20 protein-coding genes are annotated in these 24,264 nt (G+C 58.0%); 15 read left to right on the forward strand and 5 right to left on the reverse strand.

Features of this window, described 5'->3' with window-relative positions:
- Positions 1–18: 18 nt before the first annotated feature.
- From hisC to CC94_RS0109370, 6 genes are all read left to right on the forward strand, one after another.
- On the forward strand, positions 19–1,131 hold the full coding sequence (hisC, locus tag CC94_RS0109345; RefSeq protein ID WP_031430594.1) for a histidinol-phosphate transaminase: 1,113 nt from the start codon (positions 19–21) through the stop codon (positions 1,129–1,131).
- Complete coding sequence (locus CC94_RS0109350) at positions 1,124–1,999, forward strand: prephenate dehydrogenase (RefSeq protein WP_031430596.1); 876 nt, start codon at positions 1,124–1,126, stop codon at positions 1,997–1,999. Before hisC ends, CC94_RS0109350 begins: the two co-directional genes overlap by 8 nt.
- Before the next feature lies 1 nt (position 2,000).
- A complete protein-coding gene (gene aroA / locus CC94_RS0109355) occupies positions 2,001–3,323 on the forward strand; it encodes a 3-phosphoshikimate 1-carboxyvinyltransferase (protein WP_005369202.1) in 1,323 nt (440 codons plus the stop codon).
- Positions 3,323–3,985, forward strand: a complete 663-nt coding sequence (gene cmk, locus CC94_RS0109360) for a (d)CMP kinase (protein ID WP_031430598.1) — start codon at positions 3,323–3,325, stop codon at positions 3,983–3,985. Before aroA ends, cmk begins: the two co-directional genes overlap by 1 nt.
- Positions 3,986–4,074: 89 nt before the next feature.
- On the forward strand, positions 4,075–5,733 hold the full coding sequence (gene rpsA, locus CC94_RS0109365; protein WP_005369209.1) for a 30S ribosomal protein S1: 1,659 nt from the start codon (positions 4,075–4,077) through the stop codon (positions 5,731–5,733).
- 69 nt (positions 5,734–5,802) lie between these two features.
- Positions 5,803–6,108 carry an integration host factor subunit beta gene (locus CC94_RS0109370; protein ID WP_031430600.1) on the forward strand — a complete coding sequence of 102 codons (306 nt, stop codon included), beginning with the start codon at positions 5,803–5,805 and terminating at the stop codon, positions 6,106–6,108.
- Between the two features lie 339 nt (positions 6,109–6,447).
- Here the strand turns inward: CC94_RS0109370 and CC94_RS0109375 are convergent, their stop codons facing one another.
- Positions 6,448–6,927 carry an FKBP-type peptidyl-prolyl cis-trans isomerase gene (locus tag CC94_RS0109375; protein ID WP_005369211.1) on the reverse strand — a complete coding sequence of 160 codons (480 nt, stop codon included), beginning with the start codon at positions 6,925–6,927 and terminating at the stop codon, positions 6,448–6,450.
- 240 nt (positions 6,928–7,167) lie between these two features.
- The gene (locus CC94_RS0109380) at positions 7,168–8,829 is read right to left on the reverse strand and encodes an ATP-binding protein (protein ID WP_031430602.1); all 1,662 of its coding nucleotides are present in this window, start codon (positions 8,827–8,829) and stop codon (positions 7,168–7,170) included.
- Between the two features lie 411 nt (positions 8,830–9,240).
- Between CC94_RS0109380 and CC94_RS0109385 the strand changes: the two genes are divergently transcribed.
- Entirely contained in the window at positions 9,241–10,296 is a 1,056-nt protein-coding gene (locus CC94_RS0109385) for an AI-2E family transporter (RefSeq protein WP_031430604.1), read from the forward strand.
- A 66-nt stretch (positions 10,297–10,362) separates the two neighbouring features.
- On the opposite strand, the gene purM is transcribed toward CC94_RS0109385, so the two are convergent.
- Positions 10,363–11,400, reverse strand: coding sequence for a phosphoribosylformylglycinamidine cyclo-ligase (gene purM, locus CC94_RS0109390; RefSeq protein ID WP_031430605.1), 1,038 nt, complete (start codon positions 11,398–11,400; stop codon positions 10,363–10,365).
- Positions 11,401–11,616: 216 nt separating this feature from the next.
- On the opposite strand from purM, the gene CC94_RS21405 reads away from it, so the two are divergent.
- From CC94_RS21405 to CC94_RS0109405, 3 genes are all read left to right on the forward strand, one after another.
- Positions 11,617–12,180: a hypothetical protein gene (locus CC94_RS21405; protein ID WP_036303870.1), complete on the forward strand. Its 564-nt coding sequence runs from the start codon at positions 11,617–11,619 to the stop codon at positions 12,178–12,180.
- Between the two features lie 201 nt (positions 12,181–12,381).
- Positions 12,382–12,930 (forward strand): methylated-DNA--[protein]-cysteine S-methyltransferase, encoded by a 549-nt coding sequence (locus CC94_RS0109400; RefSeq protein WP_051040266.1) that lies wholly within the window; start codon positions 12,382–12,384, stop codon positions 12,928–12,930.
- A gap of 274 nt (positions 12,931–13,204) precedes the next feature.
- Positions 13,205–14,677, forward strand: coding sequence for a RimK family protein (locus CC94_RS0109405; RefSeq protein WP_031430610.1), 1,473 nt, complete (start codon positions 13,205–13,207; stop codon positions 14,675–14,677).
- A gap of 266 nt (positions 14,678–14,943) precedes the next feature.
- Here CC94_RS0109405 and CC94_RS0109410 read toward each other — a convergent pair whose 3' ends face one another.
- On the reverse strand, positions 14,944–15,846 hold the full coding sequence (locus CC94_RS0109410; protein WP_031430611.1) for a serine/threonine protein kinase: 903 nt from the start codon (positions 15,844–15,846) through the stop codon (positions 14,944–14,946).
- Positions 15,847–15,888: 42 nt separating this feature from the next.
- Here CC94_RS0109410 and CC94_RS0109415 point away from each other — a divergent pair, with 42 nt between their 5' ends.
- The 3 genes from CC94_RS0109415 to CC94_RS0109425 all read left to right on the forward strand — a co-directional run bounded on the left by CC94_RS0109415 (position 15,889) and on the right by CC94_RS0109425 (position 21,428).
- Positions 15,889–16,755 (forward strand): YicC/YloC family endoribonuclease, encoded by an 867-nt coding sequence (locus CC94_RS0109415; protein ID WP_031430612.1) that lies wholly within the window; start codon positions 15,889–15,891, stop codon positions 16,753–16,755.
- Positions 16,756–17,828: 1,073 nt separating this feature from the next.
- Entirely contained in the window at positions 17,829–19,238 is a 1,410-nt protein-coding gene (locus CC94_RS25040) for a BclA C-terminal domain-containing protein (RefSeq protein WP_051911424.1), read from the forward strand.
- A 1,044-nt stretch (positions 19,239–20,282) separates the two neighbouring features.
- On the forward strand, positions 20,283–21,428 hold the full coding sequence (locus CC94_RS0109425; protein WP_031430616.1) for a glycosyltransferase family 2 protein: 1,146 nt from the start codon (positions 20,283–20,285) through the stop codon (positions 21,426–21,428).
- Positions 21,429–21,745: 317 nt separating this feature from the next.
- On the opposite strand, the gene CC94_RS0109430 is transcribed toward CC94_RS0109425, so the two are convergent.
- Entirely contained in the window at positions 21,746–22,606 is an 861-nt protein-coding gene (locus CC94_RS0109430; protein ID WP_005369251.1) for a LysR family transcriptional regulator, read from the reverse strand.
- Positions 22,607–22,795: 189 nt separating this feature from the next.
- On the opposite strand from CC94_RS0109430, the gene CC94_RS0109435 reads away from it, so the two are divergent.
- Together CC94_RS0109435 and CC94_RS22285 are read left to right on the forward strand one after the other, a co-directional pair.
- A complete protein-coding gene (locus CC94_RS0109435; protein WP_005369256.1) occupies positions 22,796–23,641 on the forward strand; it encodes a hypothetical protein in 846 nt (281 codons plus the stop codon).
- 26 nt (positions 23,642–23,667) lie between these two features.
- Entirely contained in the window at positions 23,668–24,081 is a 414-nt protein-coding gene (locus CC94_RS22285; protein ID WP_005369258.1) for a hypothetical protein, read from the forward strand.
- The last annotated feature ends 183 nt before the right edge of the window (positions 24,082–24,264 follow it).

The raw sequence follows: 24,264 nt of genomic DNA on the forward strand, positions 1-24,264 counted from the left end.
CCAGAAGACGAGATATCTATGAACACTCCATCATCGCTTTACCAATATGCCGTTGCCGGCGTTCAGCAACTGGTGCCCTATGTGCCCGGCAAACCGATCGAGGAATTGCAGCGCGAGTTGGGGCTCGAGCGCGTGGTCAAGCTCGCGTCGAACGAAAATCCGCTGGGGCCCAGCAAGAAAGCCTTGGCGGCGATGCAAAAGGCGATGGCCGAGTTGGCGCTGTATCCCGACGGCAGCGGTTTCAACCTGAAAAAGGCATTGGCGAAAAAATTCCTCGTCGATCCCGCGCAAATCACGCTCGGCAACGGTTCGAACGAGATTCTGGAACTGGTCGCGCGGGCATTTCTGGCGCCCGGCCTGAATGCGGTGTTTTCCCAGCATGCCTTCGCGGTCTATCCGATCGTGACCCAGGCCGCCGGGGCCGCGTCGATCGTCGCGCCGGCCGTGCATTATTCGCACGATCTGCAGGCGATCCGGGAGCGCGTCAACGCGCAGACGCGCGTGGTGTTCATCGCGAATCCGAACAATCCGACCGGTACGCTGCTGTCGCAGCCGCATCTGGAAGATTTCGTCAAATCGCTGCCGCCGAGCTGCGTCTGCGTGCTCGATGAGGCCTATTACGAATTCGTGCACAGCAAGGGCGAACAGGATGCGGTCGAATGGCTTGGGCAATGCCCCAATCTGGTGGTTATGCGCACCTTTTCAAAAGCCTACGGGCTGGCCGGCCTGCGCGTGGGCTATTGTTTTTCGAGCCCGGAAATGGCCGATATCCTGAACCGGGTCAGACAGCCGTTCAATAACAATTCGATGGCGCTGGCCGCCGCCGAGGCGGCGCTGGACGACGTCGAGCACTTGCAGAATACGGTCAAGAACAATACGCTCGGTATGAAGCAATTGGTCGAGGGCTTCAAAAATCTGGGGCTTGGCTGGATTACGTCGGCCGGCAATTTCGTTTCGGTCGACCTCAGCGAGCCGGCCTATCCGGTCTACGAAGCCCTGCTGCGGAAAGGGGTGATCGTCCGGCCGGTGGCGAATTACGAAATGCCGAACCATCTTCGCATCAGCATCGGCACGCCGGAAGAAAACAATCTGTTCCTGCAGGCGCTGACCGAATGTCTGAATGATGTTTGACCGGCTCTGCATCATTGGCGTCGGCCTGATCGGCGGGTCGGTCGCGCGCGCCGCACGCAGTCAGGGCCTGGCCAGATGCATCGTCGGCTATGGCCGCGAGCAGGAAAAACCGAACCTCGAAACCGCAAAGCGGCTGGGCGTGATCGATGAGTATTTTCTCGATATCGGGCCGGCGCTGCGGGAGGCCGACGGGGTCGTGATCGCGGTCCCTGTCGGGGCGATCGAATCGGTTTTTGAGCAGTTGAAGCCTTACTGGTCCGACAACTGCATCTACAGCGATGTTGGCAGCACCAAGAGCAATGTGATCGCCGCCGCCGGGCGCGTATTCGGCACGGTGCCGGCCAATCTGGTGCCGGCGCATCCGATTGCGGGTGCCGAAAACAGCGGCGTCGAAGCGGCTCTGCCCGACCTTTTCCAGCGCCGGCGCCTGATTGTCACGCCGCTGCCTCAAACCGAGCCTTCCGCGCTGAATAAAATCCAAGTTTTCTGGGAACGCATGGGCGCACAGGTTTCGGTGATGAGTGCGGACCATCACGATGCGGTGCTGGCGGCGACCAGCCATCTGCCGCATTTGCTTGCGTTCGCGCTGGTCGATATGCTCGGACGGCAGGACGAGCAGTGCGAGATCTTCAAGTATGCGGCCGGCGGTTTCCGCGACTTTACCCGGATCGCGTCGAGCGACCCGACCATGTGGAGGGACATCTGCGCCGCGAACAAAGAGCAGCTGATTCCGCTGCTGCATCAACTCAAAACCGAACTGGACAAGATCGAACAATTGCTGGCGGATAACGATGGCCGGCGCCTTTTTGAAACCTTCTCGTATGCCAGGAATGCGAGGCAACGCTTTTTAGATCAGTTAGAAAATTAATATGAGCAAATCCATTACCTTCAAAGTCAATCCGGGCGGCAGTTTGAAAGGCGAGGCGCGGGTGCCTGGCGACAAATCGGTTTCGCACCGTTCGATCATGCTGGGTTCGCTGGCGGAAGGCGTCACCCGCGTCAAAGGCTTTCTCGAAGCCGAGGATGCGCTGGCGACCCTGCAGGCGTTCCGCGACATGGGCGTCGAGATCGAAGGCCCGGTCAACGGCGAACTGACCATTCACGGCGTCGGCAAGCATGGCTTGAAGGCGCCGGAAAAGGAATTGTATCTCGGCAATTCCGGCACCTCGATGCGGCTTTTGAGCGGCCTTCTGGCGGGGCAGGCGTTCGATGCCGTGTTGACCGGCGACAAATCGCTGTCGGGCCGGCCGATGAAACGGGTTACCGAGCCGTTGAAAACGATGGGCGCCGAAATCAAAACCACCGAAAAAGGCACCGCGCCTTTGCGTATCACCGGCAAGGACGGCCAACTGAACGGAATCGATTACACGATGCCGATGGCGAGCGCGCAGGTCAAATCCTGCCTGCTTCTGGCCGGGATGTACGCGCAAGGAGACACTTCGGTGACCGAGCCCGCGCCGACCCGCGACCATACCGAACGGATGCTGGCCGGCTTTAATTACCCGGTCAAGAAGGAAGGCAACAAGGTCACGATCAATGCGGACGGCAAACTGACCGCCTGTGAAATCGACGTGCCGAGCGACATTTCTTCGGCCGCGTTTTTCCTGGTCGGCGCCTCGATCGCGCCCGGTTCCGACCTGCTCTTGAAGCATGTCGGGATCAACCCGACCCGCACCGGCGTGATCGACATTCTGAAGCTGATGGGTGCCCGTATCGAGGTGCTGAACGAGCGCATCGTCGGCGGCGAGCCGGTCGCCGATTTGCATGTGACTCACAGCCGGTTGAATGGCATCGACATTCCGGAAGAGCTGGTGCCTCTGGCGATCGACGAGTTTCCGGTGCTGTTCGTCGCCGCCGCCTGCGCGGAAGGCCAAACCCGCCTGAGCGGCGCGGAAGAACTGCGCGTGAAGGAATCCGACCGGATTCAGGTGATGGCCGACGGCCTAAAGATTTTAGGCGTCGATGCCGAGCCGACGCCGGACGGGATGCTGATCCAGGGCGGCAAGCCGATCGGCGGCGGTACGGTCGAGTCGCACGGCGATCACCGGATCGCGATGGCGTTTTCGATCGCGGGCCTCAAGGCGCATGCGCCGATCACGATTCTGGATTGCCTGAACGTGAACACTTCCTTTCCCGAGTTCAAGGATCTGGTCAAACGGCTCGGCCTCGACATCAGTGTTGCGGAGGCATGATGGCGGTTCCGGTGCTGACGATCGACGGGCCGAGCGGGGCCGGCAAAGGCACGGTCAGCCGTTTGGTCGCCAAGATGCTGGGCTGGCACTACCTGGACAGCGGTTCGATTTACCGTTCGCTGGCGCTGGCCGTGTCGAAGCAGGGGATCGATTTGGCCGATGAGGCGGGGATTGTCAAGGCGGCAGAGGCGATACGGCTCGAATTCGAATGCGGCGAGGAACTAACCGTTAGATTGAACGGTCAAGACATTACTGCAGAGATTCCTTTGGAAAGTACCGGAAATAGGGCTTCGACCGTCGCGGCGATCCCGGAAGTCAGGCGCGTCCTGTTGCAAAAACAAAGGGATTTCAAGCAGTTGCCAGGGCTCGTCGCGGACGGCCGCGATATGGGTACGGTGGTGTTTCCCGAAGCGCCTTTCAAGGTGTTTTTGACCGCAAGCGCTTCGGAAAGGGCCGTGAGGCGATATAAACAGTTGAAAGAAAAAGGAATTGATGCTAGTCTAGTACAAATAACGAATGAGATAGAAGAACGCGATCGCCGCGACAGGGAGCGGGCAACGGCCCCTTTAGCGATGGCGAGCGATGCGCTTTTTCTCGATTCTTCCGATATGACGATAGACTCAGTCGTCGAGGAAATCCTGAACTTAGTCCGCAAGGGTTAATAAACGGCCGCAATCTCCGGATATGCGGTTTTCATCCACTTTAACATTAATTATGCCGGCCGTTCTGCGGCGGGCGGGATACGAACAAAATGAGCGAAAGCTTTGCTGCGTTACTTGAAGAAAGTTTAAACAAGACGAAAATGTCGCCAGGCGACATGCTGATCGGCACCGTTGTCGACATTGAAAACGACATGATCATTGTCAGCACCCATGCCAAGTCGGAAGGCGTGATTCCGAAGTGGCAGTTCCTGAACAACGATGGCGAATTGGAAGTCAAGATCGGCGACGAAGTCGAAGTCGCATTGGATCTCTTCGAAGACGGCTTGGGAGCTACTCTTCTGTCGCGCGACAAAGCGAAGAAGAACAAGGCCTGGGCCGAACTCGAAAACGCTTTCGAAAAAAGCGCCACCGTGGTCGGCCGGATCAACGGCAAGGTCCGCGGCGGCTTTACCGTGGCGGTCGGCGCATTGCGCGCGTTCCTGCCGGGTTCCTTGGTCGACGTGCGCCCGATTCGCGACACCGCGTTCCTGGAAAACCGCGATCTGGAATTCAAGGTCATCAAGATCGACCAGAAACGCAACAACGTGGTTCTGTCCCGCCGCGCCGTCGTCGAGAAGGAATACAGCGAGGAGCGCGAAGAACTGCTGAAGACGCTCGAAGAGGGCGCGGTCGTGACCGGTATCGTGAAGAACCTGACCGACTACGGCGCCTTTATCGACCTCGGCGGCATCGACGGCCTGCTGCACATTACCGACATGGCCTGGCGCCGTGTTCGCCATCCTTCCGAGTGCGTCGAAATCGGCCAGGAAGTGAAGGTCAGGGTACTGAAATACGACAAAGACAAGAACCGCGTCTCGCTGGGCATGAAGCAAATGGGCGAAGACCCGTGGCAAAACATCGCCCGCCGTTATCCTGCGGGCCACCGCGTATTCGGCAAGGTCAACAATCTGACCGACTACGGTTGCTTCGTCGAAATCGAAGAAGGCGTTGAAGGTTTGGTTCACGTGTCCGAAATGGACTGGACCAACAAGAACGTCAATCCATCCAAGATCGTCCAGTTGGGCGACGAAGTCGAAGTGATGATCCTGGAAATCGACGAAGACCGCCGCCGTATTTCGCTGGGCATGAAGCAGTGTAAGATCAATCCGTGGGATGAATTTGCGGCGACCCACAACAAGGGCGACAAGATTTCGGGCAAGATCAAATCGATTACCGATTTCGGCATCTTCATCGGCCTGGAAGGCGGCATCGACGGTCTGGTGCACATGTCCGATATTTCCTGGGCGGACGACGGCGAAACCGCGGTACGCGATTATAAGAAAGGCGACGAGATCGAAACGGTCATCCTGGCGGTCGATCCGGAGCGCGAACGCATCTCGCTGGGCATCAAGCAGCTGGAACAGGATCCGTTCCAAAACTTCCTGGCAACCCATGAAAAAGGCAGCCTGGTCAAGGGCGTGATCAAGGAAGTCGATGCGAAAGGCGCCACCGTCACCTTGGCCGACTATGTCGAAGGCTATATCCGCGCTTCCGAAATCCAGCGCGACCGCGTCGAAGATGCGCGCACGCTGCTGAAGGAAGGCGAAACCGTCGAAGCCAAATTCATCGGCGTCGACAAGAAGAGCAAGTCGATTTCATTGTCGATCAAGGCGAAGGATCAGGACGAAGAAACCAGCGCAATCAAGGACTACACGCAACAATCGGCTACGCCGACGCTGGGCGATCTGTTCAAGCAAATTGAAAAATAAACACCATCGATCCGGGATGCGCCGTTCGGCGCGTCCCATTCATGCTTTTAATTTTTCGCAGGATTGAATGTGACAAAATCCGAACTGATCGAAGCATTGGCCCGGCAGCAGCCTCATCTCGCCATCAAGGATGTCGAACTGGCGGTCAAATGCATCATCGAAAAAATGAACCACGCCTTGTCTACCGGCGATCGGATCGAAATCAGAGGCTTTGGCAGCTTTTCTTTACACATGCGTCCGCCGCGCATGGGGCGGAACCCGAAAACAGGCGAATCGGTCGCTCTGGCCAAAAAGTTTGTTCCGCACTTCAAACCCGGCAAGGAATTGCGGGACCGCGTGGACAGCTCTGCCGATAAATATGAAATCACCGGCTAACCGAAACGGTTTGCCGACCTCCCTTCCTTTATCTCCATTGAATTGCCTTGTAAAAGCATCGGGGCAATGAACGCGGCTTGACAAAAACCAGAGCGGACACACTTTCGTAGGGTACGCTTTGCGTACCTCATTGGAGCAGTCCAGAAGGCTTCGAAACGGTGCGCGGAAGCGTATTGCGCGGGTTTGTAATTTCCGTCAAGCCCTATATCCCTTCCTTCATCGGAAGTCAAAGTGGCATCGGAATAAATCCGTGTGAGAACGGGGGGTATTTTAAAAGAAAATCAGGGGCGCCTGTTCCAGCAAGAGGTCGGCGCACCCTGAAGGTTAGCTTGTTGCCGCTTAATGATGGCAGCCTGAGCTGTGAATATGTCCGTGATCGAGTTCTTCCTGCGTGGCCGGCCTGACGTTCACGATTTCGACGTCGAAGGTCAGCGGCACCCCGGCCAGCGGATGATTGCCGTCGATGGTGATGTTGTCGCCGTCGATGTCGACGATCGAGACGATACCGGGTCCCGAGCTGACTTCGGCATGAAACTGCATACCGACTTCGAGAGGGTCGATGCCTTCGAACATCGAGCGCGGAATGACCTGTACCCGCTCCGGCATGAATTCGCCGTAGGCATCCTCGGCCGGAATGCGTACCGTGAATTGATCGCCGATTTCTTTACCTGTCAATTCCTGCTCCAGGCCGGAAATGATGTTGCCTTTGCCGTGCAGATAAACGAGCGCATCGCTACCGATGGAGCTGTCGATCACTTCGCCTTCGTCATTGGTCAGCGTATAGTGAATCGAAACCGCCATATTGTTAGCTACTTGCATGATGTAAACCCATAGTGATATAAATCTCTATCATATCGGTTTAATCCGGCTTTGTCAGAAAAATATTGCGAAATATCAGCAAGAAAGCCGGAGATCGCGCCCATATTCCGGCACGAAATCCGTAGGGTACGCTATGCGTACCTTGAACAACGCTTCTGCAATGTAACATTTCGAAAAGGTACGCACAGCGTACCCTACGGGAATTTCGAAGCGATGCGCCTTATCCGAACCGGGATAGCCTTATTTCCGCGTCTGCGTCCGCCACAAATTGACGATATCGGCCACATCGAGATCGGCCTTGCCTTCGCGCCAGCCGGTGAAATAATCGACGTCGTTGCTTTTCGGTTCCGGATTCGGCCGGTAGATCTGTACGCGCGTTGGCAGCGGCGCGGCTTCTCCGACAACCAGGGCCTCGCCACGGCCGAGCGAGGTCAGGATGTCGGTCAAGTCGCCTTCCGCCTCGGGAACGAGACCTCTGATATAAGCCTGGTCGTCCGGATTGGTGGTGCGCAGGCAAATGAACGAACTGCATTGAGCCAGCATCGTTTCGGACAGTTCGGTCGGCCGCTGGCTGACCACGCCGATCGAGACGCCGTATTTCCGGCCTTCCTTCGCGATTCGTTCCATCATCCGCTTGGTGCCGTCGAACTGGCCGCCTTTCTCGCGCGGAATATACGCATGCGCTTCCTCGCAGATCAGCGTGATCGGAAATTCGCGCCGGTGCGGATTCCAGTAATTGAATTCGTAGGCCAGCCGGCCGACCTGCGCCGAGACGGCCGGCCTGACGTCGGTCGGCACCGAGCTCAAATCGACCACCGTGATATTGGCTTTTTTGTGGCCCAGGCCCACGAATTCGCCGAGCAGTTCGGCCATGCTCTCGGAATTGTTCCGGCGTTTCGGCTTCAACAAAAAGTCGTAGCGTACGTCGTTGAAGCGGCTTTGCATCCGGATCAGAAACTCGTCGAACATGCCGAACAGTGCGCCTTGCGATTTGCCGAAATCCTTCCGTTCCTCGTTCGCGGCCTTGAACAGCATATACATCTCGGCGAGCGAGAAATGGATCGGCGTATCGATCGACACGGTCGGCAGTCCGATCCGCTTGGCTTCCTTGCGTTTGAGCTGTTGCAGAATCTCGCGCATGTACGACATCTGGATCGTCGCGCCCTTGTCGTCGCGGTCGATGAACAGGTCGACCAGTTCGGCATAGGTCATCATCCAGTACGGCATTTCCATTTCCATCGCGTCGATGTAATTGACCTGATTTTCCGCGAAGGCGGACTGCACGACGCCGTTTTCGTCCTTCCAGCAATACTCGCCGTGCAGGTCGAGCATGATCAGATGGGTTCTGGGCATCGCCCGGATCGTGTTCTGGATCAGGCTGGTGACGGTCCAGGATTTGCCGGAGCCGGACTGGCCGAGAATCGCGAAATGCCGGCCGAACAGCGCGCGCGGGTCGAGGCTTAAATGGTAATCCTTGTGCGCCGACAACTGGCCGATGAAAAACTGGTAGCTCCGGTATTTCGAAAAAATCGCGTTGATCTCGTCGAGCCCGACCGCATAAACCTTGGCGCCCGGCGTCGGATAATGGCGCACGCCGCGCACGAACAGGCCGTCCTCCTGAATTTCGCCGACAGGGATCAGGGAGATGAAGCGATCCGATTTGCGGGCGCCGTTACCGTCATAGCGATCCCTTTCCCAGATCTTGAACACCAGCGCCAGAACCCCGATGTTCGCTTGGCGGATCACTACATAAGAGCCGATATGGCCGGCCAGAATCTCTTCATTGCCGACCTTGATGATCGGCAGTTCGCTGGCGTGTTCGTCGGCGATCCGGGCTTCCATCCCGTCGCCGCGGACTTCGGATAAATAGCCGATATGAATGGGGGCTTGTTGTTCGGACATTCTTGAACCTATCTAAAATGAAGCATTGCCATTAAGATTAGATCAGTTCGGCCAGAGTTGAAGGAAACGGGCTTCGATCTCTCCTGTACGGAGAGCGGGCCGAAGCGGAGTGGTAAGGCGGGGGACAAGGTGCGGATTGGTTTGGACAAGGGCACGCAGGATTTTACCCGTTGCGAAGATGGCGGCAAGGATAGCCGTGCCGGCGGCTTGAGAAAGTTACCGGTACCCGGCCGAAATGAATATTGTAGGGTACGCTGCGCGTACTCTTGGGCTTGAAAAGGTACGCACAGCGTACCCTACTGCGGAAGCATACAAGCGATGTTGCCGCCATGATGAATAGACGGCGGTTGCCGCGTTCTGCAATTCTAGGCATACTCATTTCCAAGATAATCTTTTCCAGGAACGCGCTGCATGACCGACTCGCAAAAATGGCTGCTGTTTTCGATCACCGGTCTCGCGGCCTGGCTGACTTATCTGCTCGCGCCGATACTGACGCCGTTCGTGGTTTCAATGACGCTAGCTTATCTGGGCGATCCGTTGACCGACCGGCTGGAGCGGTACCGGCTATCCCGAACGCTGGCGGTTACCGTAGTCTTTCTTGCGATGACCCTGATCTTCGTCCTGATTCTGCTCTGGCTGGTTCCCCAGCTTGAACGGCAGATCGGACACTTTATCGACAGCCTGCCGGCCTATGCGCAATTCCTGAACGAAAGCGCGATTCCGTGGCTGAACCGGCGTTTCAATTTCGATGTCCGGCCGTTCGACACTCAGGCCCTGGTCGAGCTGATCAAAAGCCATTGGCAGAGCGCGGGCGGCGTTGCGCAGTCACTGCTGCGTTCGCTGTCGCATTCCGGCGGAATGCTCCTGGGTTGGCTGATGAACCTGCTGCTGGTCCCGGTCGTGACGTTTTATCTGCTGCGCGACTGGGACAGCCTGATGGCCAAACTGTACAATCTTTTGCCCCGGCGTATCGCGCCGAACGTCGCCGAGCTGACCGGCGAATTCGATACGGTCCTGTCGGCGTTCCTGCGCGGGCAATTCTACGTGATGCTGGCTTTGGGCACGATTTACAGCGTCGGGCTCGCGCTGGTCGGAATCGATCTGGCCTTGCTGATCGGCATGACGTCCGGCCTGCTCAGCTTCGTGCCGTATCTCGGCACGGCGATCGGGATCTTCAGCGCATCGTTGGCGGCATTGCTGCAGTTCCAGGATACGGTGCACCTGCTCTGGGTTCTGGCCGTATTCGGCGTCGGCCAGGTGTTGGAAGGTTCGGTGCTGACCCCTTTGCTGGTCGGCGACAAGATCGGGCTGCATCCGGTCGCGGTGATTTTCGCGGTGTTGGCCGGCGGGCAACTGTTCGGGTTTATCGGGATCCTGCTGGCATTGCCTATCGCTTCGATGATCATGGTCGTGCTCAGGCATGCGCACGACTGGTATAAGGACAGCGATTTTTACAGCCTGACTTGAAAACGCATAGACCTGCCAGGTTTTAAAAACCTGGCAGGTCTTCGGATGGGAGTCGGGTTCGGAACGTTAGACGTAAACGACCTTCGGCTTGCCTTCGCCGCCGATCAGCTTGCCGACCGGATACACCGTTTCGCCCAAAGCGGCCAGAATGTCCGATGCCGCCTGTTCGTCTTCCGGCGCCACGCAGACGATCATGCCGATTCCGCAATTGAAAGTCGTCAGCATATCGGCCTCGGCGATATGGCCCTGCGCCTGCAGCCACTCGAAAACCGGCGGCATTTGCCAGGCCGAAAGATCGATCTCCGCATGGGTGCCGTCCAGCAGGACGCGGGGCAGGTTCTCGGTGATGCCGCCGCCGGTAATGTGCGCCAGCGCATGCACGTCGATTTTTTCGAGCAGCGCCAGCAGCGGCTTCACATAGATCCTCGTCGGCGTAAGCAGGGTTTTGCCGAGCGTTTTGCCTTCGAACGGGGCGTCCAGGGCGGCGCCGCTGACCGCAAGAATCTTGCGGATCAGCGAATAACCGTTCGAATGCGGACCCGAAGAGGCAATCCCGAGCAGCTTGTCGCCGGCCTTGACCTTGCTGCCGTCCAGCGCCCTGCTTTTCTCGACGATGCCGACGCAAAAGCCGGCCAGGTCGTATTCGCCGTCCGGATACATGCCCGGCATTTCCGCCGTTTCGCCGCCGACCAGCGCCGCGCCGGCTTGCTCGCAGCCCTTGCCGATGCCTTCGATCACCGCCGCGGCGGTGTCGACGTCGAGCTTTCCGGTCGCGAAATAGTCGAGAAAAAACAGCGGCTCGGCCCCTTGCACGATAATGTCGTTCACGCACATCGCAACCAGATCGATGCCGATCGTATCGTGCACATTCATCTCATTCGCCAGCTTCAGCTTGGTGCCGACGCCGTCGGTGCCGGAAACCAGAACCGGCTCGCGGAAGCGGTCCAAAGGCAGCTCGAACATCGAACCGAAACCGCCCAATCCCGCCATCACGCCGGGAATCCGCGTTCTTGCCGCAATCGGCTTGATCCGTTCGACCAGGCTGTTGCCGGCTTCGATATCGACGCCGGCGCTTTTGTAATTCAGGCTCTGTTGCTCGCTCAAGGCAGTGCTCTCTCAATAAAATGCAATCGGCTTATTGTACAAGACAACCCGCATTTTGGGCGAACCTGTCGAAGGGCTTTTTAGGGCGAAACGGCCGATAGGTTTCTAATCAGTAAAAACTTTACGGTTGAATTTACATCTAAAACTCATTAAAGTGCGTCGGATTGGTTCCTCGGCAGGGATGGATTTTTTCAAAAGTCACTGGTAGGTATGTCTATGAAAACAAGAATAATAAAAGTTATATCCGTCATCGCGATCCTTCTGACGGCGCAATCCGCGTTCGCCTACAAAGACGAAAAAGTGGAAGAAACCTGCAAGAAACCCAAATTCACCGACTTCACGTTGAAAGAATACATCGAACCGGAAAGGGCTGAAGTTTCCCCGGAAACCGCGTTCGAATTCAAAGTTTCGGCCTGGTCGAACCCGAGCACGATCCGCCTGACCGGCAAAGGCGAAAAAATTCCTTTTACGGTCGAAAGCAACAGCAGCTTTCACCGGGTCAAAGCCAAGCTGCCTGCCAGCCTGAACGGCAAATTCGTCCGGATCAATGCCGCGGTCAAAGCGGTGTTGGGCTGCGAAGAGAAGGAGGGTTGGCTGGTCAAAGTGGCCGAAAGCGCCCCAGCCGCCCCGGCGCCGGCAACGCCTGCGGAGGAGGCCAAGCCTGAAAATGCCGAGTCGGCGCCACAAAACGAAGCCCCTGCCACGCCTTCCGCACCGGCGAATCCGGCGCCTGCGGGAGCGGCCGAATCCGCCCAACCCGGGGCATCCGCACCGCAGTAATGCTTTTTCGCTGCGCCGGATTCTTCGAATTTGCCCGGTGCAACTGCCGATCTTCCGCAAACGGAAGATCGGCGCTCCGTAACAAAAACTGTTTTTACGCAAAATCGGCAAGAACTCTTTCGATGCCGGGCGTTCTAATCCGGAAAAATATTTTCGATAGCTTCCCGGCATGTGTTTCATTCCTCTAACCCCCAAGCTTCCATGAGCGCGTCCGACAATCGCCAAGGCCCTGTACGCGGCCGTATCCGCTATGCGCTCGGCCAATCTGCCTTGGGCGCGGTGCTGGCCGCGATGAGCGAGCGCGGCCTTTGCGAAATCGCCCTGGGAGACGATCCCGATGAACTGGCGCGCGACTTTCAACGGCGTTTTCCGGAGGCCGAGCCGGCGAGCGGCAAGGAAGCCGAAGCTTGGCTTGTCAAAGTGATCCGTTTTGTCGAAATGCCGGCATCGGGTTTGGATCTGCCGCTGGATATCCGGGGCACCGCGTTTCAGCAAAAAGTCTGGCAAGCGTTAAGACAAATTCCGGCCGGTACGAAAGTCAGCTATACGGACATCGCGGAACGGATCGGGGCTCCGAAGAAGTCGGTGCGCGCAGTCGCCGCCGCCATCGCCGCCAATACGCTGGCAGTGGCGGTTCCCTGTCATCGCGTGATCAGGGCCGACGGCAGCTTGTCGGGCTACCGCTGGGGCGTCGAACGCAAGGCCGAGCTGCTCCGCCGGGAAAGCGGGGTCGGCGGGTCCAACCGATAAGCCGCCCGGCCTGCAGCCCAGGCCCCGAATTTGCCGCAAAAGCAAAGAAATGGATATGCGCTTGTCGACGCAAACGCGCTGTTTTCCTGCCGAAGCGCATCGAGTCCTCGTTTTTTATTAAGGGATTGCCGCCTTACTTTCAGGCACCCGCAGGCCCCGGCATTCATGCCCCGTTAATATCCGGCAGAGTACGGTAATCCCGCCGATCGCGGCTAAAATGATCCTGTTCTTCAAAATCCATACATTAATCCGCATTTGAGGGAATCAATTTTCTATGGCGCGTACCGTACTGGTTGTTGACGATCTGGCCGACTGGAATCCGTATTATCCCAGCGAGCATGTGATCACCTTTGAAACCTATCTGGCCACCGAGCAGAGCGGCGCGGACGAACGCGTACGGGTAATCAATCTGTGCGGCAGTTACAAGTACCTGTCCGACGGCTATTACTGTTCGCTGCTGGCCGAAGCGCGCGGCCATCATGTGATCCCCTCGGTCAAGGCGTTGAACGATCTGGGCAGGAAAGCCCTGTACCGGCTGCAGATCGAGGATTTGTCGCAGGCGCTGGACAAGGCCTTCAAGACCAAAAACAAACACGGAGAAATCAAGCTGCTCAGCTATTTCGGCACCACGCCGGATCCGGATTTTCAGGATCTGGCGCGACTGCTCTTCGAACGCTTTTCGTGCCCCGTGCTGGAAGTCACCCTGAGCTACCGGGACCGGTGGGAAATCACCGCGTTGCGCGCAGTCTCCCACCGGAGCCTCGACGATACGCAACAGACGCTGTTTGCCGAGGCGCTCGACCGGTTCAGCAAGAAGGTCTGGCGCAAGGGACGCGCCCGCAAAGCGATGCGCTACGATCTCGCGATTCTGGTCAATCCGGAAGAAAAGCTGCCGCCGAGCAACGCCGGCGCGCTGAAAAAATTCATTGCGGCCGGCCGGCAGTTCGGCATCGATGTCGAGTTGATCACCCAGCAGCATTATGTCCGCCTGCCGGAGTTCGACGCTTTGTTCATTCGCGAAACGACCGCGATCGATCATCATACTTACCGCTTCGCCAAAAAGGCCGAGGCTGAAGGGCTGGTCGTGATCGACGATCCGACTTCGATGCTGCGCTGTACGAACAAGATTTATCTGGCCGACCTGTTTCGCACCCATAAGGTACCTTCGCCGAACGCTTGGCTGCTGCACAAGGGTAATTCGATGCACCTGGACCGGCTGGAGGCCGAAGCCGGCTATCCGGTCGTCATCAAGATCCCGGACGGCTCGTTTTCGCGGGGTATCGTGAAGATGAACAACCGTCAGGAACTTGAGCAAAAGCTGCCGGAGCTGTTCCAAAAATCCGCGCTGCTGCTGGCCCAGGAATTTCTTTATACCGACTTCGACTGGCGCATCGGCGTATTCAACAACCAGCCGCTTTACGCCTGCCGCTATTATATGGTGAAGAATCATTGGCAAATCTACCGGCACGGCGGCAGCCGGACAGATTCCGGCCATTTCGAAACCCTGCCGACTTTCGAAGTGCCCCGAGTCGTGATCGACGCGGCTCTGAAAGCCACGCAGCCGATCGGGAACGGTTTTTACGGCGTCGACGTGAAGGAAAAAAACGGCAGGGGCTACGTGATCGAAGTGAACGACAACCCGAATATCGACAGCGGCATCGAAGACAGATTTCTGGGCGACGAACTCTACCGGCTGATCATGAAGGAATTGCTGCGGCGAATGGAAAATCGCAGCAAGGGAATCTAAGGATTGGGTCGATTATCACTTTCCCCTGTCGTTCCCCGCCGGGCGCTTATCGTGATCTCCCCTTTGCCGGCTTGGACTACACCTCAAAGAATACAAACCGCTGTAGGGTACGCTGTGCGTACCATTGGCGGGGTGAAAAGGTACGCACAGCGTACCCTACAATTGCGTCAAAGTCCGTAGGATGGGTACGGATGCAGGAGGTAGGGCAATGCATGGAGCAGTTGCCGAGAGGCGTCAGCCGAAACCCATCGTGAATAGCTAAACGGCTACGCTTCGGCGTTTAGCGCCGCGCGGAGTTCGGCGGCCGATTGCGGCCGGTCTTGCGGAGAAACCGCCATCGCCCAATCGATGGCGTTCAACAGCGGCTCGGAGTATTTCCGCTTGAACAATTTTACCACAGGCTCCAGGGCGTCTTTTTCGGCCCGTTCGGGAGCCGGTTGCGGCGATTTCATTTCCAGGCAGACGCGCATGCTGGCGCCTATCGCATAAATGTCGGTCCACGGCCCGAGCGGAGTGCAAAGATCATATTGCTCGACCGGCGAAAAGCCTTTCGTCAGCACTTTGGTCTTATGCTGGGGATTGGCGCAGGGAAAGCTCTGATAAGCGCCGAAATCGAGCAATACCGAATCGTTGCCGGGCTGCACCAGAATATTGGCCGGTTTGATGTCCAGGTGCAGAAAGCCGTGCTGGTGAATATAGCCGACGCCGTCCAATAAGGAATTGAACACCGCCTTGACGAACGCTTCGGTGATATTCCAGGATTTCCTGACCAGTAATTTTTCGAGCGTGACGCCGTAATTGTAGACCATCACCATATAAACGGTCGAATTGGCTTCGAAGAAATTGATCACCTCGACGATATTCGGATGCTTCAGCGTAGCGAGCACCCGGGCCTCCTCGAAAAACAACCGGCGGCCGCGCCTGAACATGACGCGGGATTCCTCGTCGTTCAACACGACCACATTGTTCCAGGTCCGATGCGCCAATTTGCGCGGCAGGTATTCCTTGATCGCAACCTGCACCTGATCGGAAGTCTGCCGGGCCAGATAGACCGAGCTGAATCCGCCGTGCGCCAATTCCCGTTCGATCACATACTGGTCTATAATGGTGCCGGTTTGCAGATAATTCCACTCTTTGGGATATGTTTCGGGTTCGTAATATTCCGCCATCTTTCCACTTCGCTTTAAAGCTCCGTTTATTATAGGTGATGAATGACTAAAAGTATGACCGCGTTTGCCAGCGGCGAGGCCGAGATCGGCGCGCTGACGATCAATTGTGAACTGCGGTCGGTCAATCACCGCTATCTCGACATTTCGATCAAGCTGCCGGAGCGCCTGCGTTTTGCCGAGGCCGATATCCGTTCCGCGATCACCGCGAAAATCAGCCGCGGCAAAATCGAATGCACGCTGACCTTTAAGAAACTGGCCAAGGACTCGCCGAGTTTGTTCGTCAACCGGGAAGCGGTCGCCGCGCTGCTGGCCGCCGCCCAGCAAATCGAGGCGCAAATGACCGGCCCGTTGTCCTTCTCCGCGCTCGATGTGCTGGCCTTTCCGGGCATTCAGCAGGAGCCCGAGCTGGACAAGGAAACACTGAGCCGGGGTATCGCCGGACTGGTCGGCCAGACCCTGCTGAAACTGCTGGAGGTACGCGAACGGGAAGGCCGGCAACTGCAAAGCCTGATCCGCGACCGCTGCAAGAAAATGCAGCTTCACGCCGCCGCCGCGAGGAAACGGATTCCGGAAGTGCTGCAGGCGATCCGCAACAAACTGAAGGACCGCATTGCGGAGCTGGTCGCGCAGCCCGATTTCGACCGCCTCGAACAGGAACTGGTGTTCCTGGCGCAAAAGCTCGACATCGACGAGGAACTGGACCGGTTGGAAACGCATATCACGGAAGTGCTGCGCGTAATCGAGCAGAACGAACCGGTCGGGCGGCGGCTCGATTTTCTGATGCAGGAAATGAACCGCGAAGCGAACACGCTCGGCTCCAAATCGGCCGACAAGGAAATCACCAAAATCTCGATCGAACTGAAAGTGCTGATCGAGCAGATCAGGGAACAGATCCAGAACATCGAATAGCGCCAGCAAGGTAGGATGGGTAGGGCGGATTCGCCGCCAGGCAATCCGCCATCGCTTTGAAGCCTGTCGGCGTTTTGCTATCGCGAAAACGCCCTACGGCATGGATCGAGCCGATCGGGAAACAGATCCCGCAAGGCCGGGTAGGGCGGATTCGCCGCCAGGCAATCCGCCATGGCTTTGAAGCCTGTCGGCGTTTTGCTATCGCGAAAACGCCCTACGGCAAGGATCGAGCCGATCGGGAAACAGATCCCGCAAGGCCGGGTAGGGCGGATTCGCCGCCAGGCAATCCGCCATGGCTTTGAAGCCTGTCGGCGTTTTGCTATCGCGAAAACGCCCTACGGCATGGATCGAGCCGATCGGGAAACAGATCCCGCAAGGCCGGGTAGGGCGGATTCGCCGCCAGGCAATCCGCCATCGCTTTGAAGCCTGTCGGCGTTTTGCTATCGCGAAAACGCCCTACGGCAAGGATCGAGCCGATCGGGAAACAGATCCCGCAAGGCCGGGTAGGGCGGATTCGCCGCCAGGCAATCCGCCATGGCTTTGAAGCCTGTCGGCGTTTTGCTATCGCGAAAACGCCCTACGGCAGGGATCGAGCCGATCGGGAAACAGATCCCGCAAGGCCGGGTAGGGCGGATTCGCCGCCAGGCAATCCGCCATGGCTTTGAAGCCTGTCGGCGTTTTGCTATCGCGAAAACGCCCTACGGTACTTAACGGCATGGATTATAAACGCCGTCCCACTCAGGGAGCGCCAGTTCCCTACTTGTAGATAAATCCCCCTAGCCGGTGGGGAAGACATCAGCTTTCTAACAACTCTGACCTTGCTTTTTGGCGTATCTTCACCTAAACTTAAGGATGTGGAAGAGCTTGGCCAATGATGGCCAATGATGGCCAATGATGGCCAATGATGGCCAATGATGGCCAATGATGGCCAATGATGGCCAATGATGGCCAATGATGGCCAATGATGGCCAATGATGGCCAATGATGGCCAATGATGGCCGATGTTAGTACAGGCGGCCCTCATTTTTCATGAGCATCACATCATCGAAATGCGCAATTATTGAGGGAAATGAATGAAAACAAAATTTACCAAGTCGCTTTTGGCATCCGCCATTCTGGCTGCGAGCGTATCATCGGCGGAAGCCGTGCCGATTAAAACCTATGAGGGCGCCTGGAATTCCACGATTAAATACAAAGTGGGCCGCGCAGTGAGCTATGACGGCAAACTTTACGTTTCCGTCCTGAACGCGCCGCGTAACCCAAATGTTAACAAAACACCTAACGCCACCGAAAATTCCCAATTTTGGCAATTAGTCGATTTACAAGGCAGCGGCGGGACGGAGGGAGCGACAGGCGCCACCGGGGCTACGGGCGCCACGGGCGAAGCAGGCCCGATAGGACTGCAAGGCCCGGCCGGTGCCACGGGTGCAGCAGGCCCAGCCGGCGCCACGGGCGCGGCAGGCCCAGCCGGTGCCACGGGCGCGGCAGGCGCTACCGGTGCCACGGGCGTGGCGGGCCCAGCCGGCGCCACGGGCGCGGTAGGCGCTACCGGTGCCACGGGCGCAGCGGGTCCAGCCGGCGCTACCGGCGCCACCGGTGAAGCGGGTCCGGCCGGCGCCACGGGCGCAGCGGGCCCGGCCGGTGCCACGGGCGCGGCAGGCGCAACCGGCGCCACGGGCGCGGCAGGTCCAGCCGGCGCCACGGGCGCGGCGGGCGCAACCGGCGCCACGGGCGCGGCAGGTCCAGCCGGCGCCACGGGCGCGGCAGGCGCAACCGGCGCCACGGGCGCCACGGGCGCGGCAGGTCCAGCCGGCGCCACGGGAGCGGCGGGCGCAACCGGCGCCACGGGCGCGGCAGGCCCAGCCGGCGCCACGGGCGCGGCAGGCGCTACCGGTGCCACGGGCGCGGCCGGAGCGACAGGCGCTACTGGTGCCACGGGCGCGGGCGCTACCGGAGCAACGGGCGCGACCGGTGAAACAGGCCCAGCCGGCCCAACAGGAGAAACAGGCCCAACCGGCCCAGCGGGTGACATTGGCCCAACAGGCGGCGTAGGCCCAACCGGCCCAACCGGTGCCGGTATTGAAGCATTCGGTTATTTCTATTATGAGTCGGCGTATGAAGAAAATGTTGTTGTCGATGAAGGAGTTGACGTTCCTCTTTTCGATAACGGGCCGGTGCAGGGAATTACTCATACCGCCAGCAACGCATTTGTGTCCATAACCTCGACCGGCACCTATAAGATCGATTATAAAGTCAATCTCACGGACGGTCTCGGATCCGTAATAGCGATCACAGTCAACGGCATGGCTAATCCGTCAACGTCTGTACCCGTCCTGGCTGTACCAGGCCAAGTTTCCGGCACGGCGATTTTGGAGCTGAATGCAGGCGACAAAATCACGCTCCGTAATTTTTCGTTGATACCATTTACTTTGAGTGACGAGGCCGGGGTCGGTGCGCAGTTGAGCGTCTTGCGCTTGGATTAAGAGCCGGAGCTGTAACGGCGATTGCGCCGAACGGCACAAAATCGATCCGTCCATGTCGATATCCGTATCGGCGTGCGGCGGACGTTGTGCCGGTCGCGGCAAGTCGTGTAGGTCGGGCACGCGCTTTTCGTGCCCGACATTTCCCACGCCTTGAAAAGTGACAGGGTTTTAGACTCGCGCCATATTCCGAAGCATGATCGCCACATGGACGTCGGGCTACGCGGTTGAACAATTGTTTTTCTGGTTCTGTCCAGAGTCGTGTAGTCGCGTAGGTCGGGCACGCGCTTTTCGTGCCCGACATTTCCCATGCCTTGAAAAGTGACAGGGTTTTAGACCCGCGCCATATTCCGAAGCATGATCGCCACATGGACGTCGGGCAACGATAAAACCGTTGCCCGACCTACGCGGTTGAACAATTGTTTTTCTGGTTCTGTCCAGAGTGGGAAGTCGCGTAGGTCGGGCGCGCGCTTTTCGCGCCCGACATTTCCCATGCCTTGAAAAGCGACGGGGTTTTAGACCCGCGCCATATTCCGAGGCATGACCGCCGCATGGACGTCGGGCAACGATAAAACCGTTGCCCGACCTACGCGGTTGAACAATTGTTTTTCTGGTTCTGTCCAGTCGCGTAGGTCGGGCGCGCGCTTTTCGCGCCCGACATTTCCCATGCCTTGAAAAGCGACGGGGTTTTAGACCCGCGCCATATTCCGAGGCATGACCGCCGCATGGACGTCGGGCAACGATAAAGCCGTTGCCCGACCTACGCGGTTGAACAATTGTTTTTCTGGTTCTGTCCAGTCGCGTAGGTCGGGCACGCGCTTTTCGTGCCCGACATTTCCCATGCCTTGAAAAGTGACAGGGTTTTAGACCCGCGCCATATTCCGAAGCATGATCGCCACATGGACGTCGGGCAACGATAAAACCGTTGCCCGACCTACGCGGTTGAACAATTGTTTTTCTGGTTCTGTCCAGAGTGGGAAGAACCCACTTGCGTTTATCGGGAGGCAGGCCGGTTTCCGGCCTGCCGCATGTACTACAGGAGGTTTTATGGCCCGTATCGGCCTGTGTATGATCGTCAAAAACGAAGCGCCGATCATCCGCCGCTGTCTGGAAAACGTGCAGCCTTTGGCGGACTACGTGCTGATCGTGGACACCGGTTCCACGGACGGCACGCAAGCGGCGATTCGCCGGTTTTTGCATGAACGGTCCGTGCCCGGCGAAGTGATCGAGGAGCCGTGGCGCGACTTTGCCTATAATCGCAGCTTTGCGCTGCAAAAGCTCCGGGAGCATCGGGACATTGACTATGGCCTGATGATCGATGCCGACGAGGTGCTGGTCTATGAGCCCGGCTTCGAGCCGAAGCGTTTCAAGCAGGGGCTGACCCTGGACCTTTACGATATCGAAACCCGCTACGGCAATATCAGTTATACAAGGCCGCAGTTGTTCAGCAATCGGCTGGACTTTTGCTACAAGGGCGTCTTGCATGAATATCTGGACGGCCCGCCCCCGTTGTCCCGCGCGCGCGCCAGCGGCTTTTTCAACCGTCCCTTGCAGGACAGCGCGCGCAGCCATAACCCCCAAAAATTTCAGGACGATGCCCGTTTGCTGGAAGCCGCCCTGGCCGAGGAAACCGATCCGTTCCTGATTTCCCGCTATACCTTTTACCTGGCGCAAAGTTATCGCGACAGCGGCGATCACGCGCCGGCGCTGCAGGCTTACCTGCGCCGCGCAGGGCAGGGATTCTGGCGGGAAGAGGTCTTTGTCAGCCTGCTCAATGCCGCCCGCCTCAAAGAGCGTTTAGGGCATGAGGCGGCCGAGATCGTACAGGCCTTCATGGCGGCGCATGAAAGTCTGCCCACCCGCCTGGAAGGGCTGCATGGCGCGGCCCGTATCTGCCGGATCCACAATTTATACCAGCAAGGCTACATTCTGGCGCGGCATGCCTTGCGTCTGCCGCCCCCCGCCACCGGCTTGTTCGTCGAAGCCTGGATAGCCGATTACGGCTTGCGGGACGAGTATGCCGTACTGGCCTACTGGACGGGACATTACCGCGAAACGTTCGATATCTGTCTGCAATTGTTGAAGGAAAACCGGGCGCCCGCCAACTACCGGCCGCGCCTGCGCCAAAATGCCGAGTTCGCCATAAGCAAATTAAGCCAGCCCGAATTGGCCAAATTGATTCCGGCAATCTGACTGTGGCGGCTCGCCTGGCGGTGAATCTACTACCAATACAAGGATGGGCTGAGGCACGAAGCCCATCGTTCGCGATCGATGCGCTTCGCTGCGTTCAACACATCCTACGGCTCTTGTGTAGGGCGGATTCGCCGCCAGGCAATCCGCCCGCTTTGAAGCCTGTTGGCGTTTTGCTATCGCGAAAACGCCCTACAGCCCTCACATCCTGCGCGGGTTGTTTGGTCCGCGTAGATCCGATTCGCGTAGCGTAACCCGCGTAAGGCGGAACGCGCCAGCGGTTCCGCCAGAACAGACATTGGCTTTGGAAGCGGTAGCGTTCAACTGTAACGGGTTTGCCGCTCGACCGTCGCCAGCCGGCGCAAATTGCCCAGCACCTGCGTCAGTACCGCCGAATCGGTATCGAGCGGATATGCCATATACGACGGCAGTTTGAATTCCGGACTGCAGGGGACGCGGTGCAGGCGCCTTGCCCAGACGAAGGATTCGGCCATCCGGATCGGCAGGAAACACGAGCCGCCGTTGGACAAAATCAACTGAATGCCGAGCCAGCCGATATTGACCACTTGCGCGGGTCGCTCCATATCGGGATAGAAGCCGCTGTGCTGAGCGTAAAACTCGGGCCCCCAATCGACATAGATATAGTCGTCTCCCGGCCAGGGGTCGTTCGGCCGGGTAGTCAGCAGCACCAGCGTCTCGTCGAATAAATGTTCGACTTTCAGCCCCGGGCTGTGCTGCGGGGCGTACATCATCCCGATATCCACGGTGCCCTCGATCAGCCGCCGCATCAAATCGTCCTCAAAGCCGATGTCGCAGCGCAGCGACACATCCGGCAACGACGTGCGAATCTCGCCGATCCAGCGCGGCAGCATCGTTTCCCACAGCGCGATGCGCGCGCCGACGGTAATGCTGGCCCGAAAGCGGCTGGGCAGGCCGATATCGTGTTTCGCCTGCTCCAGCGTCAACAACATCGATTTCGCATGCTTCAGGAACCGCCTGCCCTGCTGGGTCAAATGCGCCCCGGACCGGTTGCGCACGAACAAAGGCACCCGCAGATACTCTTCCAGGCGCTGGATGCGCATGCTGACGGTGGATTGCGTCACGTAGAGGCGGTTGGCCGCCTCCTGAAAGCTGCCGTTCGCCGCTACGCTCAAAAAAGTACGGATCTGTTCGATATCCATCGCGTTTCCATTTGTTTTTTCGATATTAAAGTCAAATATAAATCATTTGTTTCATTTGTAAATTGAATTTATATTGGTAATTAAAAGTGATCGCCCTATTCTGGGTCATTGTCATTCGCTACCGAGTCGGGCGGTCCATTTCGGCGCAGAGATAAATTTCGCTTTCAGGGCTCAGGCAGGAGGTTTGCGATGTTCGAGAAATACGCACAAAAGGGTTGGTATTGGCTGTTGCCGGCGTTGATGCTGGCCGGCTGCCAGACGGCTCCCACGGTCAGATTGCCCGGCGCGGCGGCGTCGGCGATCAAGACGGTCAGAATAGTGGCCGTCGAGGCGCCGCCCCTGGAGGTGTTGCCCGACCCGCTCGAAACCCGGATGCCGAATTACGCGCATGAATACAATATGGTTTTGGCTTTGCCCGGCACTGGCACTGCGCAGGAAGCCGTGTACCGGAGTCCTGGCGGTATCCTGATCGCTGGCAAGGTCGGGCAGGGCGACAGCGTGGAAATCGCCGACCTGTCGGCGAATGGCGACGCTTCGGCCTTGTCCGGTTATTGGATGCCGACGCTTGAACTGGCCTCCGCCGCGGAAGCGCAGTTGAAGGCCGCGCATATTACGGCCGACCTGAAGCCTCAAGCCGCCCGCCTGCCGATCGCCGCCGGAGAACGCACCGCGTATATCGGACACTGGCGGGAAGCGGTCGATCGATGGTACGCCCGGAACGCTCCCGCATCCCTTGAAGGGGCGCAAACAGCCGACGCGGTGCTCGAAGTCGGCATCGGCCGCTACCGTATTTTCGAAGGCCAGACGTCCCTTCAGGTCTTGCTCAAATTGATCGATCCGCACACGGGTCAAGTGCTCGCCAAGACCAGCAAAAAATCGCTAGTAGTCGGCGACACGGCAATACCCGCACTGCTCTATCCGCAAGGCGAAAGGTTCAAGGCTTCGATCCGCGAGAACGGCGGCCGGCTGATCGCGGAGGCGATGCAGGACATCGGCCTGACGCCGGTGCGCTTGTCGGCACTGTCAACTCCGTAGTCGGAAGCGGCTTGTGGAGAAAGGTTATGAGCATATCGCTAAAACAGAAGATCGGTTTCGGTTTGCCGATCGTAATCCTGTCGTATATGCTGTTCGATACGTTGCTCGAACTGTTTCTCGAACTCCTGGATTTGGCTTTCGAAGGCATCGAATACGTCTTCGATGCGGCCATCGAACATTTGTTCGATACATCGCGCCATACGGCGCAGGTCGTCACTTTTTACCTGTTGTTTCTGATTGCGGCGGCCTCCCTCTACAGGCTGAGCCGCCGGTTGCCGGGCTGGTACGAGGCATTCAAAGCCGAGTGGATCGATACACGCCATCAGTTGGGTGCAGTGACGCTGGATTATTGGCATACCTCATCGGCATCGGATCGAATGAAATGGGGATCGGCCTTCACAATCGGCGTGGGTATGCTGATGTGGGGACTTTTGATCTGACGGGATTAAAAAAAAAGCCAGCGGTGCCCGCTTAATTAATCGGACAGAGGCGCTGGCGGCCGTTAACGGGCCGGCCTTTAAGGTCGTCGGCAATATCGGGCCGCGCCGTTTTTGCTTTATCATAGTATCGATTCGCTATTTTTTGAGAGTTTGCCAAATCTTATGCTGCGGATTTTCCGTATG

Source organism: Methylomicrobium agile, from assembly GCF_000733855.1.
Classification (GTDB): Bacteria; Pseudomonadota; Gammaproteobacteria; order Methylococcales; family Methylomonadaceae; genus Methylomicrobium; species Methylomicrobium agile.

Coding starts and splice junctions, on each gene's coding strand:
- CC94_RS0109380 (WP_031430602.1), bottom strand. CDS start 8,829: ATGTCCGAACAACAAGCCCCCATTCATATCGGCTATTTATCCGAAGTC.
- CC94_RS0109400 (WP_051040266.1), top strand. CDS start 12,382: ATGAGCGCGTCCGACAATCGCCAAGGCCCTGTACGCGGCCGTATCCGC.
- CC94_RS0109350 (WP_031430596.1), top strand. CDS start 1,124: ATGTTTGACCGGCTCTGCATCATTGGCGTCGGCCTGATCGGCGGGTCG.
- CC94_RS0109385 (WP_031430604.1), top strand. CDS start 9,241: ATGACCGACTCGCAAAAATGGCTGCTGTTTTCGATCACCGGTCTCGCG.
- CC94_RS0109430 (WP_005369251.1), bottom strand. CDS start 22,606: ATGGATATCGAACAGATCCGTACTTTTTTGAGCGTAGCGGCGAACGGC.
- CC94_RS0109425 (WP_031430616.1), top strand. CDS start 20,283: ATGGCCCGTATCGGCCTGTGTATGATCGTCAAAAACGAAGCGCCGATC.
- cmk (WP_031430598.1), top strand. CDS start 3,323: ATGGCGGTTCCGGTGCTGACGATCGACGGGCCGAGCGGGGCCGGCAAA.
- CC94_RS0109435 (WP_005369256.1), top strand. CDS start 22,796: ATGTTCGAGAAATACGCACAAAAGGGTTGGTATTGGCTGTTGCCGGCG.
- rpsA (WP_005369209.1), top strand. CDS start 4,075: ATGAGCGAAAGCTTTGCTGCGTTACTTGAAGAAAGTTTAAACAAGACG.
- hisC (WP_031430594.1), top strand. CDS start 19: ATGAACACTCCATCATCGCTTTACCAATATGCCGTTGCCGGCGTTCAG.
- CC94_RS0109375 (WP_005369211.1), bottom strand. CDS start 6,927: ATGCAAGTAGCTAACAATATGGCGGTTTCGATTCACTATACGCTGACC.
- CC94_RS21405 (WP_036303870.1), top strand. CDS start 11,617: ATGAAAACAAGAATAATAAAAGTTATATCCGTCATCGCGATCCTTCTG.
- CC94_RS22285 (WP_005369258.1), top strand. CDS start 23,668: ATGAGCATATCGCTAAAACAGAAGATCGGTTTCGGTTTGCCGATCGTA.
- CC94_RS0109410 (WP_031430611.1), bottom strand. CDS start 15,846: ATGGCGGAATATTACGAACCCGAAACATATCCCAAAGAGTGGAATTAT.
- CC94_RS0109415 (WP_031430612.1), top strand. CDS start 15,889: ATGACTAAAAGTATGACCGCGTTTGCCAGCGGCGAGGCCGAGATCGGC.
- aroA (WP_005369202.1), top strand. CDS start 2,001: ATGAGCAAATCCATTACCTTCAAAGTCAATCCGGGCGGCAGTTTGAAA.
- CC94_RS0109405 (WP_031430610.1), top strand. CDS start 13,205: ATGGCGCGTACCGTACTGGTTGTTGACGATCTGGCCGACTGGAATCCG.
- CC94_RS25040 (WP_051911424.1), top strand. CDS start 17,829: ATGAAAACAAAATTTACCAAGTCGCTTTTGGCATCCGCCATTCTGGCT.